This window comes from Klebsiella sp. 54 (genome assembly GCF_018223875.1).
Classification (GTDB): domain Bacteria; phylum Pseudomonadota; class Gammaproteobacteria; order Enterobacterales; family Enterobacteriaceae; genus Klebsiella; species Klebsiella quasipneumoniae.
The window spans coordinates 316,225-332,879 of sequence record NZ_JAGRRA010000010.1; the positions used below are offsets into that span (position 1 = coordinate 316,225).

Consider the following 16,655-nt stretch of genomic DNA (forward strand, 5'->3'; position numbering starts at 1 on the left):
ATGTCCTTAGCGTCTGTCCGCGGGGAGGGTGGCCGCTTTGTTCGCGTCATACCACCAGGTATCAAGGCCGGACGAATAAATGGGGCGGGTTTTCGGGAACGAGAATTTATTCCACCACGCGGTGCGGTCCTGCGCCATATACCACATCGGCAACATATAGTGATTCCAGGTAAGGACGCGGTCCAGCGCCCGGCCGAGCGGGATCAGCTTCTGCTTATTACCCTGCCACTGCAGGATCTGCGCAATCAGTTTATCTACCACCGGACTCTGCACCCCCGGCGCGTTGTAGCTGGAGTGAATATAGTCTGACGCCCAGGAGATTTGCAGGTCGGTCCCCGGCCAGGGCATGGCACGCCACAGGCTTGGCATCATGTCGTAATCGCGGCTGCGGCGGCGGTTGCTGTACTGCGAGTTATCCACCTGACGAATATCCATGACGATCCCCAGGCGCTGCAGGTTGTGCTGGAACGGCAGCACCCAGCGGTCATTGCTTCCGGCCGGCATCAGCAGCTCAAAGCGCAGCGGCTTACCGGTGGCGGCGTTAACCCGGCGCTGGTTCTTCACCGTCCAGCCTGCCGCGTTGAGCAGGGCGTCGGCTTTGAGTAAGTTGGCGCGGTCAAAGCCATCGCCGCGGGAGACCGGCGGCTGGTAAACCTGGCTGAAGAGCTCGGGGGGCAGTTCGTTTTTCATCGGCGTCAGCAGGGCCAGTTCGGCCGCGTCGGGCAGGCTGCGGGCGGCATATTCGGTGTTCTGGAAATAGCTATTGGCGCGCTGATAGGCGCTGTAGAACAGCGCTTTGTTCATCCATTCAAAATCAAACGCCAGGGTAATGGCCTCCCGCACCCGGCGATCGGCGAATACCGGGCGCTGGATATTGAACGCCAGCCACTGGGTATCCTGCGCCGAGGTGTTGGCATACTCCTCTTTGATGATATAGCCGCGGCTGAAGTTGCGGCCAACGTAGCGGGTAGCCCAGTTTTTGGCGACTGTCTCTTCCCGGCGGTCAACGGCCCCGGCTTTAAAGGCTTCAAAAGCGACGTTGTCGTCAAGATAATAGTCATAGCGCAGCGTATCGAAGTTCCAGCGACCGCGGTTGACCGGCAGGTCGGCCGCCCAGTAGTCGGCGACCCGGGAATAGGTAATATACTGTCCCATCCGCCAGGCGCTGATGCGATAGGGTCCGCTGGCCAGCGGCGGCTTTGACAGCGGGTCGCTAAGTTTGTGATGGCGCCAGAACGCCTCGGGCATCACCGGTAGGCTCAGCAGGCTCAGCATATTCTCTTTACCGGGCTGGCCGAGGTCGATACGCACAGTCAACGGCGCGATGGCCTTCACGGTGGTGCCTTTATAAAAGAGGCGGAACTGCGGCACCCCTTCGGTCATAAACTTCTTGAAGGTAAAAGCGACATCCTGGGCGGTGATTGGCGTGCCGTCGTGAAAACGGGCGCGGGGGTTGAGAGCGATCTCCATCCATGAATAGTCCCCGGCGTAGCGCGCCCGCTCGGCAATCAGCGGATAATAGCTCCCGGGCTCATCATCCGAAGTGGTGAACAGGGGATCGTAGAGCGCCTCAGTTCGTACCGCGGGATTGCCGCGCAGCGCGTAGCGGTTGAAGTTGTCGAAGGTGCCGATTGCCGCCAGGGTGAGGGTACCGCCTTTCGGCGCCTGTGGATTGACATAATCAAAATGGCTGAAACCGGCGGCGTATTTGGGCTCGCCGATAATCGCGAAGGCGACGCTTTCCTGAATGGATTGCGCGTTAGCGCTCAGGCTAAACAGAGCAAGCAGAAGCAGAAAAAGTCGCGCATACATAGGCGGCAGAATACCCTGTCATAGCCGGCCCCCGTGGCCGACTTCTGTTCCCGCATCATAAGTGAGACTTAACGCGTTGTGAAATAATTCGCGGGTTCATCGTGCGCGGCCATCAGCGCCGCCAGCGACAGCGGCCGGCTGATCCAGTACCCCTGCAGGAAATGAACCCCCTGAGCGCGGAGCCACTCCGCCTGCTCCTGGGTCTCCACCCCTTCGGCGATGGTCATTAATTTCAGCCGGCGGCTGAGGGTCAGCACCGCATCCAGCACCGGCGAGGTAACAGTTTCGGTGCCAATCGCCTGCACAAAGCCGCGATCGATCTTCAGATAGTCGAAGTTATAGCGCTCAAGATAGATCAGCGCGCTATGCCCGGTGCCAAAATCATCAATCGCGATTTCGAATCCCTGGCGGTGGAGCCAGGCGAAGTTAGCCATCGATTTTTCTTTATCAATCATCGCCCGCTCGGTCACCTCCAGCACCACGTGAAAATGGCCGGCGGGCAGGGCGGCGGTGAAGCGCAGCATATCGTCGCGGAAGCTGTCGGCCTGCAGATGCGCAGGGGAAATATTCAGCCCCAGCTTGACGCCGCGCGGCAGAATACGCTGCAGCGCCGGCGCGTCGCGGGCGATCAGCGCCAGCAGGTGATCGGTCAGCGGCACGATCATCTGCTGGGTTTCCGCGAGGTTAATAAAGATGTCAGGCGGGATTTCGCCCACCACCGGATGGCGCCAGCGCATCAGAACCTCCACGCCCATGATCCGCAAGGTCTGAGCATTCACCACCGGCTGATAGACGATGTAGAACTGGTTGTTTTTGATCCCCAGGAGAATGGATTTTCGCGGATCGGATTTGATCGTCAGCACGTAATAGCAGAGCAGCCCCGCCAGCAGGCCGCACACCACCCCGAGCAGCAGAGCAAACTGCGTATTTTCCGCCAGCCAGCTGTTGGCATACAGGTAGACCTTCAGCGGTAAACCCTCGATCTGTGTCTGGCGGATCGGCGCGTCATGCAGCGTTTGCGGATCCACCAGCCGGTTACTGAAGGTGGAGATGGCGGTGTGATCGATGGCCAGCGCAATGCCGCTGAAATCATTCTGCCGTGCAGAATAGAGGATATACGGTGTGAGATTGGCGTTAATCGACACGAAAATGCCGCTGTTTTTATCACCAGGTTTTCCTACCCACAACGCCAGCGCCGCGCTCTTCGGCATCATCGGCGTGCCCGGCAAAATGGCCATATCAAGGGGTTTGCGGATATCAATGGCCGGGATCAGCTGGGTGAGGGGGGTATCCATGGCGCCGGTTGCCGAGGAGCAAAAGGCCACGCCGTTTTTGACCAGCAGAAAGGCGCGGACGTTAGGGCTGAAAGCGGCATGGGAGGTGAGCCCGGAGTCAATATTCTCGCAGGGCTGGTCCACCAGCGGCTGCAGGCCGTCGATGGTCTGCCGCAGGTCGTGAAAGTAGCTCTTCAGATAGGTATTAACGTTGTTGATAATGGCGTCGAAACGCTCCGCCCGGTTATGGTAAATCACCATAAACTGAATGCTGCCGGCCAGTAGCGCGACGATAACTCCCACGCACAAGCTGGTTATCCAGGTTTTACGCTGGGGCGAAAAGTAGCGAGTCAGCATAGCTATAGTCTTTCCGTGTTATTGATGCGCAGCAACGGGTTGTCAGTCGTCGTTTTTCTCATTCCCACTTAAAAGACATAGCTTATTTTGCGTCGTTCAGAATCAGGTGGCAAAAAAAAACACTGCCGGGGCAGTGTTTTTTATCCCGCTTCCAGCCAAGGGATAACCGGCGGCGGTAGAGGACAGTTTACGAGCGGCTCAGGACTCGACGCGCTTCGTTGTAGCGCTTTTTCCAGTATGGCTCATCCATGCTGGAGATAGTCACCCCGCTGCTGGTAGAGGCGTGAACAAACTGGTTGTTGCCGAGGTAGATCCCTACATGGCGGCCGGTAGAACCGGCACGGAACAGAACCAGATCGCCGGTACGCAGCTGGGTACGGGAAATCGATTTTCCGGTTTCCTGCTGTTCAGAAGTTGAACGCGGCAGTTCCAGACCAAATTGTTCGCGGAAGGTGCGCTGCACGAACGCCGAGCAGTCGATACCTTTGCGGGTGCTGCCGCCGAGGCGGTAACGCACGCCTTTCCAGCTGGCATACTGATCCATTAAACGGGACTTCACGTCCAGGTTACGGACCATCGTTTCAAATTCATCCTGAGAGGCTTGCAGTGATGATAAATCGCCACTACCCACAGCATGCGTCTCAGAATGCATATTCCTGGCGGTACTTGTTGAACTACACGCGGAAAGCAGAACCGCTACTGCAATCGCGGGGGCTACCCGCAAGATGTATCTCAAAATCGGCTGAGATTTGACCATGCTGTTTATTTTCCCTTGTTGTCCTTAACGACAATGTCGTTATAAAAAATGCCAAACGTGTTAGAGCCTAAATACCCATCCGCAATGAGACAATTCCTTAAGCTTAAATTTGTGCAGTCACGCACAATTTTATTCACGCCTTGAATTAATGTTGCGGAAAAGGCAAAACGAGAACGAGATTACCCTATCAAACGCCGCATGGCGAGCGGTTTTGCGCGATTTCTTATAAGTATTTTGGTGACAAAAAGTGAATCATCGGGAAAGGCCAAAATAGCGACAATATCGGGCAAAAAACAGACAATTCCTTCATTTGTCACGGGATTAATGTGACAAGAAGATGAACGTGATGTAGAAAAAAAGGACAATTGAAAAAAAGGGACCCAAAAGGTCCCCTTATAGATAATGAGTCTGGCGACTGCCGGAGACATTATTTGGCTGATATTCCACCGGGTAAGTAGCGATCGAAAAAGGCGATCAGTTTATCGCTCAGGGAAGTCATCAATACCCAGGGCGCGCCAATCAGCACGGCGGTCAGCGAGCCGACGGCAATATCGCTGAACCAGTGGGCGCCAATCATCACCCGCGGGAAAGCAAAGACCACAAATATTACCAGCGCCACGGCCAGCGCGCGGCGACCAAAATAGCGCCACATAAAGCTCGCGAAGATCAGCAGCATCATCCCATGATCGCCGGGGAAGCTGTCCTTGGAAGCATCCTTAGTGGGGAAGTTAACGACGTCGCTGACGCGGGTCACATCGCTGAAAAACAGCGACGGGCTGGCGCGCTGAACCGGCATCAGGTGCTGCGCCAGCTGGTTGATGATCACCGCCGCCAGCAGCATCACCAGGCCCATAATGGCGATCTGACGACGGCCTGCCGCCGGCGCCTTGAGCCAGTAGCTAAGCATCAGGCACCCCATCGCCAGCAGCGAGCAGGCGTCGAAGGCGCGATTGTTGATGATCGCCAGCAGCCAGGCGTAAGCGCGGCTGACGCTGACGCCATGGTTAAAGAAATGGAAGATCGCGGAGTCAACAGGCGCCCACGCGCCGTGGTTGGCTGGCAGATACCAGGAGCAAAATAGCGCCACACCCGCGATGTTTAGCAGCAAGATTAAAGGAATTCGGTTTTTCATCATAGCCATTGCGATTTTGTGACAGTCGGCGGCAACCTTAGCCGCCTTAACTTAAACGAAGCCTCAACAATGAGGTCTGGAGCGCATTCCAGTCGGCTTCATTAGCGGAGATAAGCTCGATGCGGCTATCGGGCGGGGCGACGCTGAGGGTCTCGATATGCAGATCCTCACCCTGGCGGTTGATCCGCACCGCCCCTTCGGCAATGCGCAGCACACCTTTGACGCGCGCCACCGGCGCCAGCCGGGCCCACTCCAGCAGGGCGATGGTGTCAAAGACCGTTTCCGCGTCGAAGATCCAACCGCAGGCCTGATAGCCCTGGCCGCTGTTAAGGTGGCGGCGCCAGCGCTGGTGTTCCGCCAGGCTAAGGGCGGCGAGACCGGCTGTTGGAGGATGGCGATGGGCGTGCTCCGCGCTCGCCGGCAGTGAGGCGGTGTTGCGCCGGGGTTCATCAAGCAGGGCGAGGTCGATATTCCCCTGGATCGCCGACACCTGGCGGCGCTCGCCACCCCAGCGTTGCCACCAGTCGGCAAACGCCTGAGCGCTTTCGGGCGTTTCCCGATCGCTTTTATTGGCCACGATGATATCCGCCGCCGCCAGCTGGTCGCGAAAGTTGTCGTTGTTGACCGCTTTCTCGTCCAGTAACTGACGCGGATCGAGGATGCACAGGGTCGCGCGCAGATCGATCCAGGGTTCATACACCGCCGCGGTGAGAATATCGAGGATCTGCTTTGGATGGCCAAGTCCGGTAGGTTCGATCAACAGACGATCGGGTTTCCCCTGGCGCAGCAGGGTGTTCAGCCCGACCTGCATTGGCAGGCCATTGACACAGCACATGCAGCCGCCGGGGATCTCTTTGAGCAGGGCGCCGCTGTCGGCCAGCAGCGCGCCGTCTATCCCGACTTCGCCAAACTCGTTAACCAGTACGGCCCATTTTTCATCCGCAGGCTTCTGCGCCAGCAGATGAAGAATCGAGGTCGTCTTACCGCTGCCGAGAAAGCCGGTGATCAAATTGGTTCTGGTCACTCTTTTCTCCAGGATAAATGTAATGTTGTAACAGTTATGCCTATCCTGACGAAAAAAGAGGGAAAAGAGAAGTCCTGAGGCGGACAGAAGGGAATTCTGTCCGCATAAGCGCAAATATTGTTAAGAATCGAGCGCGCGGGCAACTGCCTCGCGGGCGCCGTGCATCGCCAGCTGCTGCCAGGCGGCGCGGATCCCGGCGACAAACAGGGCGTTGCGCGGCAGGTCGCGGCCAAATATTTCCTCCAGACCCAGCAGGGCGTCAACACGCTGCTGCTCATCGCTCTGCGCCACCCGCTGCTGGATCTTGTCTACCAGCGGATCGCGCACGTCGATGGTCTGACCGGCATCATCCGTGCCGCTGACGTAGCGCATCCAGCCGGCCACGCCGAGGGCCAGCAGCGGCCAGCGGCTGCCGCGCTCAAGATGCACGCGAATACCGTCGAGCATGCGCTGGGGTAGCTTCTGGCTGCCGTCCATGGCGATTTGCCAGGTACGGTGTTTGAGCGCCGGGTTGCTGAAGCGCGCGATTAAGCTGTCGGCATAGGCCGCCAGGTCGACGCCGGTAATGGTCAGCGTCGGGGCCTGTTCATCAAGCATCAGCTGGCGAGCGGCACGGCGGAAGACCTCATCCTGCATGCAGTCGCTAACGTGCGCATGACCTGCCAGATAGCCAAGCCAGGCGAGGAAAGAGTGGCTGCCGTTGAGCATCCGCAGCTTCATCTGCTCCCAGGGCAGCACGTCGTCGGTCATCTGCACGCCTGCCGTCTCCCAGGCGGGGCGCCCGGCGACAAAGTGGTCTTCGACTACCCACTGAATGAAGGGTTCGCAGCTGATGGCGCAGGGATCTTCCACCCCCAGCACGGCGGCGATTTCCGCCAGCGATTCGGCGGTGGCGGCGGGAACAATGCGATCCACCATGGTGCCCGGGAAGCTAACGTTGTCGGCGATCCAGCTCGCCAGCGCCGGACTGCGTTTTTCCGCCATGCCGAGGACGGCATTTTTCACCACGTGGCCGTTATCGGGAATGTTATCGCAGGAGAGCACGGTAAAGGGCGGCAGGCCGCGTTCCCGGCGGCGGGCCAGCGCTTCAACTAAAATACCGGGAGCCGACTGCGGGAGCGTCGGATTTTCCAGATCGTGAACGATGCGCGGATGCGTCGGATCCAGCTTGCCGGTCGCCGGATCGATGCAATAGCCTTTTTCCGTGATGGTCAGCGAGACAATCGCCACCTGCGGCTCGCAAAATTTCTCGATAATTGCCGCCAGCGAATCGAGCCTGGCGTTCAGGCATTCGTGCACTGCGCCGATAATAATGGGCTGATCACCGTCGGCGCCTTTTTCCAGTACGGTAAACAGGTGGTCCTGTTCGCGAAGCTGGCTCATCAGCGTATCGCCGCTGAACAGACTGATTTCGCAGATCCCCCAGTCGCCGCCGAAGTTATTCAGCACGCGATCGGTCAGCAGCGCCTGGTGCGCGCGATGAAACGCGCCAAAGCCGAAATGGACAATACGCGAGCGGAGCTGGCTGCGATCGTACTGAGGACGTTGCACGTTTTCCGGTAGCGTAGCGGTTGCAATTGTTGTCATTCTTTACACACCTGTTTAACTGCTTATTAACATTACCAGTCTAAAGTTATATGACAGGAAATTAAATTGGTAAGCCGAAATTATCCGCTGACTGTGAGCTGGATCAATCAATGCGCCGGCACTGTTTGCAGCCTGCTGAGAAACATGTATGGTAGTCGTCATGAGTGTCGCCATTATTGGTATAACAACTTTTGTGAGGGCATAGCGATGGAGCAAACCTGGCGGTGGTATGGGCCGAACGATCCGGTATCGCTTGATGATGTACGGCAGGCAGGGGCGACCGGGGTCGTCACTGCGCTGCACCATATTGCAAACGGTCAGGTCTGGCCGATCGACGAGATTAAAGCGCGTCAGGCGCTGTTAGCGGCGAAAGGGCTGACCTGGTCGGTGGTCGAAAGCATTCCGGTGCACGAGGATATTAAAACCCACAGCGGGCAGTATGCGACCTGGATTGCCAACTATCAGCAGAGCATCCGCAACCTCGCGGCCTGCGGCATCGATACCGTATGCTACAACTTTATGCCGATCCTCGACTGGACGCGCACCGATCTGGAATATGAGCTGCCGGACGGCTCCCGGGCGCTGCGTTTCGATCAGATCGCCTTCGCCGCCTTTGAACTGCATATCCTCAAACGCCCGGGGGCGGAAGCGGATTACAGCGAAGAAGAGCAGCGCCAGGCCGAGGCGTATTACAAGGCGATGAGCGAAGCGGACATTGAGAAACTGACCCGCAATATCATCGCCGGCCTGCCGGGGGCGGAAGAGGGTTACACCCTCGACCAGTTCCGCGCGCGTCTGGCGGAATATGACCACATCGATAAAGCGCAGCTGCGCGAAAATATGGCCTATTTCCTGCGGGCCATCGTGCCGGTGTGCGAAGAGGTGGGGATCCGTCTGGCTGTGCATCCGGACGATCCGCCGCGGCCGATCCTTGGCCTGCCGCGTATCGTCTCGACCATTGAAGATATGCAGTGGCTGAAAGAGACAGTAGACAGCATTAATAATGGCTTTACCATGTGCACCGGATCCTATGGCGTCCGCGCCGATAACGATCTGGTAAAGATGGTGGAGACCTTTGGCGATCGCATTCACTTTACCCATCTGCGCTCCACCTGCCGTGAAGCGAACCCGAAAACCTTCCACGAGGCGGCGCACCTTAGCGGCGACGTTAATATGGTGGCGGTGGTGGATGCGATTCTGCGTGAAGAGCAGCGGCGTAAGCAGGCCGGCGATCTGCGCCCGATCCCCTTCCGTCCGGATCATGGTCATCAGATGCTCGACGATCTGCGGAAGAAAACCAACCCAGGCTATTCGGCGATTGGCCGTCTCAAGGGGATGGCGGAAGTACGCGGCGTGGAGCTGGCGCTGAAGATGACCAAATACCCTGAACTGCTGTAATCGCGGCAATGGGGATAATAAAAAGGACAGCCAGCGGCTGTCCTTTTTTATGTCAACTCGTCACGGAAGATTAATCCGCGCGGCCCATATAGCGGCACTCTTCGATATGAATGCGGATTTTCTCACCGGTGGTCAGGTATTCCGGCACCTGAATCACCAGGCCAGTGCTCATGGTGGCGGGCTTGGTGCGGGAGCTGGCGGATGCCCCTTTAATCCCCGGCGCGGTTTCGATAATTTCCAGGTCCACGGTCTGCGGCAGCTCAAGCGCCAGCAGTTGCCCATCCCAGGTCAGCACCTGCATATCCGGCATGCCGCCTTCCGGAATAAACTGCAGCTCTTCTTCGATCTGCTCTTTTGTGAAGGTGTAAGGGGTGTAGTCTTCTTTATCCATGAACACGTATTCGTTGCCATCGACATAAGAGAAGTCAACGAAACGGCGGGTCAGGGTCACGGTATCGACGATATCGTCGCCTTTGAAGCGCTCTTCTACTTTCAGGCCGGTACGCACATCGGAGAAGCGCATTTTATACAGTGTCGCAGCACCGCGGGCGCTGGGTGACTGAATATCGATATTTTTCACAATCAGCAGCTTGCCGTTGTAATTCAGCACCATACCTTTTTTAATTTCATTCGCTCTTGGCATTGCAGTAATCCTGTCACTTAACGAGTCAAAAATATCGCGTAAAACTACTCGCGCCCGGGCGTTCAGGCAAGTGGAATTCGCGAGTTTTGCTATCTTCTGGCAAAACGTTTAGGCTGTGGCGCAAAATGAGCGTTCGGGAGCTGGGTTGTGGAATGTCGTACTGATTGTGGCGCATGTTGCATCGCCCCCTCTATATCATCGCCGATCCCCGGCATGCCGCAGGGCAAGCCGGCCAACACTCGCTGTATTCAGCTCTCCGAGCACAATCTGTGCCTCATTTTCGGTTCCCCACTGCGCCCGAAGGTGTGCGCCAGCCTGCAGCCCTCGCCGGAGATGTGCTTGACTCATCGTGATGAAGCCATTACCTGGCTGCTGGCGCTTGAGCTGGCCACCGCGCCCTGAGCTTAAAGCAGCAAATGAGACAGGTTTTTGATATGGACGCTGAGGCCGTCCAGCAGCGCCTGGACGCGCAGCGGAAGAATGTCCCGTCGCTGGTAGATAAGCCAGGCCTGCAGATCGATACAGCGCTCCTTTTTCAGACAGGGAACCAACTGTCCTGCCGCCAGCTCGGTGGCGAGTGAATAGTAGGGCGCATAAACGATCCCCATCCCCAGCTTCGCCAGCTCCACCGCCGGCAGCGTGTTATCGCACACGAATCCCCCCTTTACCGTGAGATTAAGCGGTTTGCCGTTTTTGCTTTTGAAGGTCCAGATATTGTCGCTACCGCCCAGCATACGCAGGGTGATGCACTCATGATCCACCAGCGCCTCCGGTTCGGCGATAGGGTGTTGCGCGAGGTAATCCGGGGAGGCGAAGACGCCGGTACGAAAGCGGGTAAACGGGCGGGCGATGAGGTTTTCATTCTGTGGCTTAAAGGGGCTTATCAGCAGATCGCAGTCGCTATTGAAAATGGCGCCGTATTTCTGTTCCCGCTCGCTGGCGTTGCGGGTGACCAGATTGATCTGCAGCTCCGGCAGCGTTTTTCTTAGCGCTGGCAGAATATAGCGCCCGAGAAACTGGTGGATGCCGATGGGCGCTCCAAGGGTGACAACGCCCTGCAGTGTGTTCTTATAACGGTCGGCGAGGTTGATAAGCTGCTCATGCTGCGCAAGAACGGCGCTGCTGGCGTGAATAAACTGCTCGCCGAACTCGGTACGCACCAGTTCCCTGGCGGTGCGCAGAAAAATAGCCAGACCGACTTTCCGCTCCACGCTGGTCAGCGTCCGTGAGACGTTAGACTGGGGCATATTCAGGCGCTGGGCTGCCCGGCTTACGCTGGCGGTTTCGGCGATGGCGCAGAGGATCCTCAGCTCGTCCATTTTAAAGTCTTTCAACATCTTATCGCTGCCTGATATTAATAGTATATCAAAAATGATATACCAGTTTGGCTGAATTGCCATGTGATTTATTGATCCGCTGAACGTATGATGGCCTTTGCGTTGAACAGTCGTTTATTTAAGGAAATCTGTGCGTTTTATTGCTTCTTTTGTGGTTCTCGACGTGATTAAAAATAACGATCTTCCCGCTGGCTTACTGAGTGTATATGCACCATGCTGCTTAATTATTTTGCTTTGTTTGTATTAATACTGGTATTTCTCATATTGTTTTATGGAGTTATTATTATCCACGATATTCCCTATCACATCGCGCAAAAACGCCAGCATCCCCATCAGGACGCGATTCATGTAGCAGGCTGGATAAGCCTGTTTACCCTGCATGCTATCTGGCCTTTTCTGTGGATCTGGGCCACGTTGTACCGGCCTGATCGTGGCTGGGGGATGGCCTCACAGACCGAAGGACATCAGCAGCGAGCGGAGCTGGAGAAACGCATTGCGTTACTTGAAGCGGCATTAAAAAACAGCCAGCAGGCGTCGGTGGAGAATAGCGAGAAATAATATGGATCTGTTAATTATCCTTTGCTATGTCGCCATTGCCTGGGGCGTGTTTAAAATATTTCGCATTCCAGTAAATAAATGGACGATCCCCACCGCTATATTAGGCGGAATAGTGATCGTCGGTGCACTAATATTAACGATGAACTATAACCACCCCTATACGATGCGAGCGCAAAAAATTGTCGTCTCCATTCCGATGGTGCCGCAGGTATCAGGCGAGGTGGTGGAGGTGACCAGTAAAACCAATGTGTTAATGAAGAAGGGCGAACTGCTGTTTCGCATCGACGATACCCGCTACCGCGCACGGCTGAACAAGCTGAAAGCCGATCTGGCGGCCGAGGAGGCCACGCTGCGGGCGAAGCAGGCAACCATTGACGATGCCAGCGCCAGAGTACAGCAGGCGCAGGCGGAGTACGACCGGGTCACCCGCGACTACCAGCGCTATGCCCAGGGAGCGGCCATGCCGGTGAATCCTTTTTCGGAACAGGATGTGACTCATGCCAGGCAGCAGGTGCAGAGCCAGTCGGCGGTACTGCAGGCGGCGAAAGCGCAATTACAAAACGCCCGAGAGCAGGTATCCGGACGCTACCACGGGCTGGATGCCAATATTGCCAGCCTGAAATCGCAGATCCTTGAAGCGGAGTATAATCTGGCGCAAACCGTGATTCGCGCGCCGAGCGACGGCTACGTCACCCAGCTTCTGGCGCGGCCGGGGATGACCGCGGTGCGTCTGCCCTTCAAGCCGGTGCTGGTGTTTATTCCCCAGCAAAAGCGCCAGGTGGTGGCGGTATTCCGCCAGAATTCGGTCCTGCGTCTGACGGCCGGGGATAGCGCGGAGGTGGTGTTTAACGGTCTGCCAGGCAGCGTCTACAGCGGTAAGGTATCACGGGTGTTGCCGACCGTCCCGGACGGCAGCTACCAGGCCAGCGGCGCGCTGCAAGGGCTGAACGCCGGGGCAGGGAAAGAGGGCATTTACGTGCTGATCGACCTCGATCCCCATCCGGAAGTGGAACATTTACCGGACGGGGTCAGCGCCCAGGCGGCGGTGTATACCGATTATTTTGCCCATGTGTCGATTATGCGCAAAGTGCTGCTGCGCATGACCAGCTGGCTGCATTATCTCTATCTGGATCATTAATCCCCATTGCCCGGCTCCGGCCGGGCAACCTTATCTAGACGTCCCTGATCCGCCACAGGCAGGCCTGCGTGGCGATCCCCATGACCAGCGCAATCCAGAACACCGCATGATAGCTCCAGATCTCTGCCACCACGCCCGCCAGTGAGCCGGCGATGATCCAACCGACGCGGGTGGTATTGGTGTAGAGGGTGGTGGCAGCGCCTGCCTGCCCGGGCATCAAATCCTGGAAATAAAGCATGCCAATCCCGGCGAGGATCCCAATATAGATGGCGTTCAGCACCTGCATCGCCAGCAGCAGCCCCGGCGTATGTACCGTCAGCATGCCCACATAAAACAGCACCCCAGCCACCGCGGAGAGGCGCATCAGAAAGCGTTTACCGAAGCGCCGGGCATAGTAACCGGCAATCAGCATGGTGGGGATTTCCAGCCCGGCGGCGGTACCCATCATCAGGCCGGCCAGCTTCTCCGGCAGATGCAGCTCGTTAATGATAAACAGCGGCATATTAATGATGTACAGGCTGTTCGTGCCCCACATCAGCGTGCAGATGCTGAACAGCAACAGCGCATCGCGGCGGTGCGTGCGCGGGGCCTCCAGCCGGCCGGTCGCCACCGCCTTCGCTTTGCGCATGCTGGGCAAGAACAGCCAGACCATTATCCCGCAGACGATAAACGCCGCCGCGGCGCTGAGGTACATCGCGGTAAAGCCAAACCCCATCGCCAGCGCATAGGCCAGCGGGGGACCAATCACCCATGCCAGGGAAACCTGGGCGCGCAAAATGGAGCTGAACATTACCGCTTCGCGGCCGGTTTTGTCGGCATGCTCGCGCGCGAGGGCGAACATCTGTGGGTTGGCGGTCGAACCAAAGCTGCTGAGGAAGACGCCGACGAACAGCAAAATGAAGTAGTTCCGGTTCCAGGCAAACAGCACGCAGGCCAGCACTCCCAGCAGGCAGCAGACGACAATCAGCTGCTTGCGGTCGCCCTGACGGTCAGAACGTCCGGCGAGGAACTGGCTGACCAGAATGCCTATGACGGCGCTGCCGGTAAAAAAGAAACCCACCATCGCCGGGCGGACGTGTACTTCATTGGTCAGAAACAGGCTCAGGGTCGGCGTCTGCAACGCCCCGGCAATGCCCGTCAGAAAGGCGACGATCAGGAAGGCGGAAGAGGTGACATCGAATCCGCGTCGGGGAAGGGCGGCGCTTCGGTTTTCCATGTGTTTGGTTTTCTGTAGTTTCAGGAGACGGCGCGGAGTTTACGCCTGCTGGCTGAAAATAAACAGTAGTATGGCACGAATAATTAAAAAGGCGTTTCAAAATACAAGGTTCAGCAAAAAGCTGACGCTTACCCCAGCCAGGCGCCAGGGCTTCAGCAAAAGTGTGCAGTACCTCTAAGTTCTGCAATCAAGTCGCTGACGTACCTTGCGCATTGAGCAAGAAAGGTACAAAATTCTTGAAACGTTTCAGCGTCATTCGACATATCGTTCACCGTCAGATGGCGCCTTTTTTCTCAAGTTAGCTGAAACGATTCAATTCAGCAGGAGAGGAGAACCATGTTCCAGTTATCTGTGCAGGATATTCATCCCGGCCAGCAGGCCGGTAATAAAGAAGAGGCCATCCGGCAGGTCGCCGCCGCGCTGGTCAGCGCCGGCAACGTGGCCGATGGCTACGTGAACGGCATGCTGGCCCGCGAGCAGCAGACCTCGACCTTCCTCGGCAACGGGATCGCGATCCCGCACGGCACGACGGATACGCGTGATCAGGTGCTGAAGACCGGCGTTCAGGTGTTTCAGTTCCCGCAGGGCGTCACCTGGGGCGAAGGGCAGACCGCCTATGTGGCGATCGGGATTGCCGCCAGCTCAGATGAACACCTCGGCCTGCTGCGTCAGCTGACCCACGTGCTGAGCGATGACGCCGTCGCCGCCCAGCTGCAGTCCGCCACCACCGCGGAAGAGCTGCGTGCGCTGCTGATGGGAGAGAAACAGAGCGAAGCGCTGAAGCTGGACAACGAGACCCTCAGTCTCGACGTCGCGGCCAGCGATCTGCTGACCCTGCAGGCGCTGAACGCCGCGCGTCTGAAAGAAGCAGGCGCGGTGGATTCCGCCTTCGTTAGCCACGTCATTAACGATACGCCGCTGAACCTCGGTCAGGGCATCTGGCTGAACGACAGCGCTGAAGGCAATCTGCGCAGCGCCGTGGCGGTCAGCCGCGCCGCCACCGCCTTCACCCGCGACGATCAGCCGGTTTCCCTGCTGGTCACGGTGGCGATGACCGACGAGCAGCCAACCGCGGTGCTGAACCGCCTGAGCAAGCTGCTGCTGGACAAGAAAGCTGACCATCTGCTGAAAGCCGACGCCGCCACCGTGCTGGCGCTGCTGACCAGCGACGACGCGATTGCCGAAGATGTGCTGAGCGCCGAATTTGTGGTGCGCAATGAGCATGGCCTGCATGCCCGTCCGGGCACCATGCTGGTCAACACCATTAAACAATTTTCCAGCGACGTCACCGTCACTAACCTCGACGGTTCCGGCAAGCCGGCCAACGGTCGTAGCCTGATGAAGGTCGTGGCGCTGGGTGTGAAAAAAGGTCACCGTCTGCGCTTTACCGCGCAGGGTGAAGATGCGCAACAAGCGCTGGATGCGATTGGCGAAGCGATCGCCGCAGGCCTTGGGGAGGGCGCATAAATGAGCAGACGTGTAGCAACCATTACTTTAAACCCGGCGTACGATCTGGTGGGCTTCACCCCGGAGATCGAGCGCGGTGAAGTGAACCTGGTGCGTACCACCGGCCTGCACGCCGCCGGGAAAGGCATCAACGTGGCGAAAGTGCTGAAAGATCTTGGCATTGACGTCACCGTCGGCGGCTTCCTGGGGAAAGACAACCAGGATGGCTTTCAGCAGCTGTTCAGCGAGCTGGGGATCGCCAACCGTTTCCAGGTGGTGCAGGGCCGGACCCGCATCAACGTTAAGCTGACGGAAAAAGATGGCGAAGTGACCGATTTCAACTTCTCCGGCTTCGAAGTGACCCCGGGCGACTGGGAACGCTTCGTCAACGACTCCCTGAGCTGGCTCGGGCAGTTCGATATGGTCTGCGTCAGCGGCAGTCTGCCGTCCGGCGTCAGCCCGGAGGCCTTTACCGACTGGATGACCCGTTTGCGCAGCCAGTGCCCGTGCATCATTTTCGACAGCAGCCGCGAAGCGCTGGTTGCCGGACTGAAAGCGGCGCCGTGGCTGGTGAAACCGAACCGTCGCGAGCTGGAAATCTGGGCTGGCCGTAAGCTGCCGGAGATGAAAGACGTTATCGACGCCGCCCATGCGCTGCGCGAGCAGGGGATCGCTCACGTAGTGATTTCCCTGGGCGAAGAGGGCGCGCTGTGGGTGAACGCCTCCGGCGAGTGGATTGCCAAGCCGCCTTCAGTCGAAGTGGTCAGCACCGTTGGCGCCGGCGATTCGATGGTCGGCGGCCTGATTTACGGCCTGCTGATGCGTGAATCCAGCGAACATACCCTGCGCCTGGCGACCGCTGTCGCTGCCCTGGCCGTCAGCCAGAGCAATGTAGGGATCACCGACCGTACCCAGTTGGCCGCGATGATGGCGCGCGTCGACTTACAACCCTTTAATTGACAGCAGGAGAGGCATA

At 57.8% G+C, this 16,655-nt stretch carries 15 protein-coding genes; 6 read left to right on the forward strand and 9 right to left on the reverse strand.

Annotation, left to right across the window (positions count from 1 at the left end):
* Window positions 1-6 precede the first annotated feature (6 nt).
* From KHQ24_RS19995 to KHQ24_RS20020, 6 genes are all read right to left on the reverse strand, one after another.
* On the reverse strand, window positions 7-1,812 hold the full coding sequence (locus KHQ24_RS19995) for an extracellular solute-binding protein (protein ID WP_049004213.1): 1,806 nt from the start codon (window positions 1,810-1,812) through the stop codon (window positions 7-9).
* A gap of 68 nt (window positions 1,813-1,880) precedes the next feature.
* Entirely contained in the window at window positions 1,881-3,443 is a 1,563-nt protein-coding gene (locus KHQ24_RS20000) for a cyclic di-GMP phosphodiesterase (RefSeq protein WP_205426245.1), read from the reverse strand.
* A 187-nt stretch (window positions 3,444-3,630) separates the two neighbouring features.
* Window positions 3,631-4,200, reverse strand: a complete 570-nt coding sequence (gene mepS / locus KHQ24_RS20005; protein WP_004201653.1) for a bifunctional murein DD-endopeptidase/murein LD-carboxypeptidase — start codon at window positions 4,198-4,200, stop codon at window positions 3,631-3,633.
* Window positions 4,201-4,627: 427 nt separating this feature from the next.
* A complete protein-coding gene (locus KHQ24_RS20010) occupies window positions 4,628-5,341 on the reverse strand; it encodes a phosphatase PAP2 family protein (RefSeq protein ID WP_017899316.1) in 714 nt (237 codons plus the stop codon).
* A 37-nt stretch (window positions 5,342-5,378) separates the two neighbouring features.
* Window positions 5,379-6,356, reverse strand: coding sequence for a CobW family GTP-binding protein (locus KHQ24_RS20015; protein ID WP_017899317.1), 978 nt, complete (start codon window positions 6,354-6,356; stop codon window positions 5,379-5,381).
* A gap of 120 nt (window positions 6,357-6,476) precedes the next feature.
* The gene (locus KHQ24_RS20020) at window positions 6,477-7,943 is read right to left on the reverse strand and encodes a mannitol dehydrogenase family protein (RefSeq protein ID WP_114505946.1); all 1,467 of its coding nucleotides are present in this window, start codon (window positions 7,941-7,943) and stop codon (window positions 6,477-6,479) included.
* Between the two features lie 207 nt (window positions 7,944-8,150).
* Between KHQ24_RS20020 and uxuA the strand changes: the two genes are divergently transcribed.
* The gene (gene uxuA, locus KHQ24_RS20025) at window positions 8,151-9,341 is read left to right on the forward strand and encodes a mannonate dehydratase (protein ID WP_211777430.1); all 1,191 of its coding nucleotides are present in this window, start codon (window positions 8,151-8,153) and stop codon (window positions 9,339-9,341) included.
* A gap of 70 nt (window positions 9,342-9,411) precedes the next feature.
* Here the strand turns inward: uxuA and yeiP are convergent, their stop codons facing one another.
* Window positions 9,412-9,984: an elongation factor P-like protein YeiP gene (yeiP, locus tag KHQ24_RS20030; protein ID WP_002912951.1), complete on the reverse strand. Its 573-nt coding sequence runs from the start codon at window positions 9,982-9,984 to the stop codon at window positions 9,412-9,414.
* A gap of 147 nt (window positions 9,985-10,131) precedes the next feature.
* On the opposite strand from yeiP, the gene KHQ24_RS20035 reads away from it, so the two are divergent.
* Window positions 10,132-10,386, forward strand: coding sequence for a YkgJ family cysteine cluster protein (locus KHQ24_RS20035; protein ID WP_004201647.1), 255 nt, complete (start codon window positions 10,132-10,134; stop codon window positions 10,384-10,386).
* Between the two features lie 2 nt (window positions 10,387-10,388).
* Here KHQ24_RS20035 and KHQ24_RS20040 read toward each other — a convergent pair whose 3' ends face one another.
* A complete protein-coding gene (locus tag KHQ24_RS20040) occupies window positions 10,389-11,321 on the reverse strand; it encodes a LysR family transcriptional regulator (RefSeq protein WP_017899320.1) in 933 nt (310 codons plus the stop codon).
* A gap of 213 nt (window positions 11,322-11,534) precedes the next feature.
* Here KHQ24_RS20040 and KHQ24_RS20045 point away from each other — a divergent pair, with 213 nt between their 5' ends.
* Together KHQ24_RS20045 and KHQ24_RS20050 are read left to right on the forward strand one after the other, a co-directional pair.
* On the forward strand, window positions 11,535-11,879 hold the full coding sequence (locus KHQ24_RS20045) for a DUF3302 domain-containing protein (RefSeq protein ID WP_017899321.1): 345 nt from the start codon (window positions 11,535-11,537) through the stop codon (window positions 11,877-11,879).
* Window position 11,880: 1 nt separating this feature from the next.
* The gene (locus tag KHQ24_RS20050) at window positions 11,881-13,017 is read left to right on the forward strand and encodes an HlyD family secretion protein (RefSeq protein ID WP_211777431.1); all 1,137 of its coding nucleotides are present in this window, start codon (window positions 11,881-11,883) and stop codon (window positions 13,015-13,017) included.
* A gap of 34 nt (window positions 13,018-13,051) precedes the next feature.
* On the opposite strand, the gene setB is transcribed toward KHQ24_RS20050, so the two are convergent.
* Window positions 13,052-14,233 carry a sugar efflux transporter SetB gene (setB, locus tag KHQ24_RS20055; protein WP_048325162.1) on the reverse strand — a complete coding sequence of 394 codons (1,182 nt, stop codon included), beginning with the start codon at window positions 14,231-14,233 and terminating at the stop codon, window positions 13,052-13,054.
* Between the two features lie 336 nt (window positions 14,234-14,569).
* Between setB and fruB the strand changes: the two genes are divergently transcribed.
* Both fruB and fruK read left to right on the forward strand, forming a co-directional pair.
* On the forward strand, window positions 14,570-15,700 hold the full coding sequence (fruB, locus tag KHQ24_RS20060; RefSeq protein WP_004201642.1) for a fused PTS fructose transporter subunit IIA/HPr protein: 1,131 nt from the start codon (window positions 14,570-14,572) through the stop codon (window positions 15,698-15,700).
* Window positions 15,701-16,639 (forward strand): 1-phosphofructokinase, encoded by a 939-nt coding sequence (fruK, locus tag KHQ24_RS20065; RefSeq protein ID WP_002912941.1) that lies wholly within the window; start codon window positions 15,701-15,703, stop codon window positions 16,637-16,639.
* Window positions 16,640-16,655 lie beyond the last annotated feature (16 nt).

Coding starts and splice junctions, on each gene's coding strand:
- KHQ24_RS19995 (WP_049004213.1), bottom strand. CDS start 1,812: ATGTATGCGCGACTTTTTCTGCTTCTGCTTGCTCTGTTTAGCCTGAGC.
- KHQ24_RS20000 (WP_205426245.1), bottom strand. CDS start 3,443: ATGCTGACTCGCTACTTTTCGCCCCAGCGTAAAACCTGGATAACCAGC.
- mepS (WP_004201653.1), bottom strand. CDS start 4,200: ATGGTCAAATCTCAGCCGATTTTGAGATACATCTTGCGGGTAGCCCCC.
- KHQ24_RS20010 (WP_017899316.1), bottom strand. CDS start 5,341: ATGGCTATGATGAAAAACCGAATTCCTTTAATCTTGCTGCTAAACATC.
- KHQ24_RS20020 (WP_114505946.1), bottom strand. CDS start 7,943: ATGACAACAATTGCAACCGCTACGCTACCGGAAAACGTGCAACGTCCT.
- uxuA (WP_211777430.1), top strand. CDS start 8,151: ATGGAGCAAACCTGGCGGTGGTATGGGCCGAACGATCCGGTATCGCTT.
- yeiP (WP_002912951.1), bottom strand. CDS start 9,984: ATGCCAAGAGCGAATGAAATTAAAAAAGGTATGGTGCTGAATTACAAC.
- KHQ24_RS20040 (WP_017899320.1), bottom strand. CDS start 11,321: ATGTTGAAAGACTTTAAAATGGACGAGCTGAGGATCCTCTGCGCCATC.
- KHQ24_RS20045 (WP_017899321.1), top strand. CDS start 11,535: ATGCTGCTTAATTATTTTGCTTTGTTTGTATTAATACTGGTATTTCTC.
- KHQ24_RS20050 (WP_211777431.1), top strand. CDS start 11,881: ATGGATCTGTTAATTATCCTTTGCTATGTCGCCATTGCCTGGGGCGTG.
- setB (WP_048325162.1), bottom strand. CDS start 14,233: ATGGAAAACCGAAGCGCCGCCCTTCCCCGACGCGGATTCGATGTCACC.
- fruB (WP_004201642.1), top strand. CDS start 14,570: ATGTTCCAGTTATCTGTGCAGGATATTCATCCCGGCCAGCAGGCCGGT.
- fruK (WP_002912941.1), top strand. CDS start 15,701: ATGAGCAGACGTGTAGCAACCATTACTTTAAACCCGGCGTACGATCTG.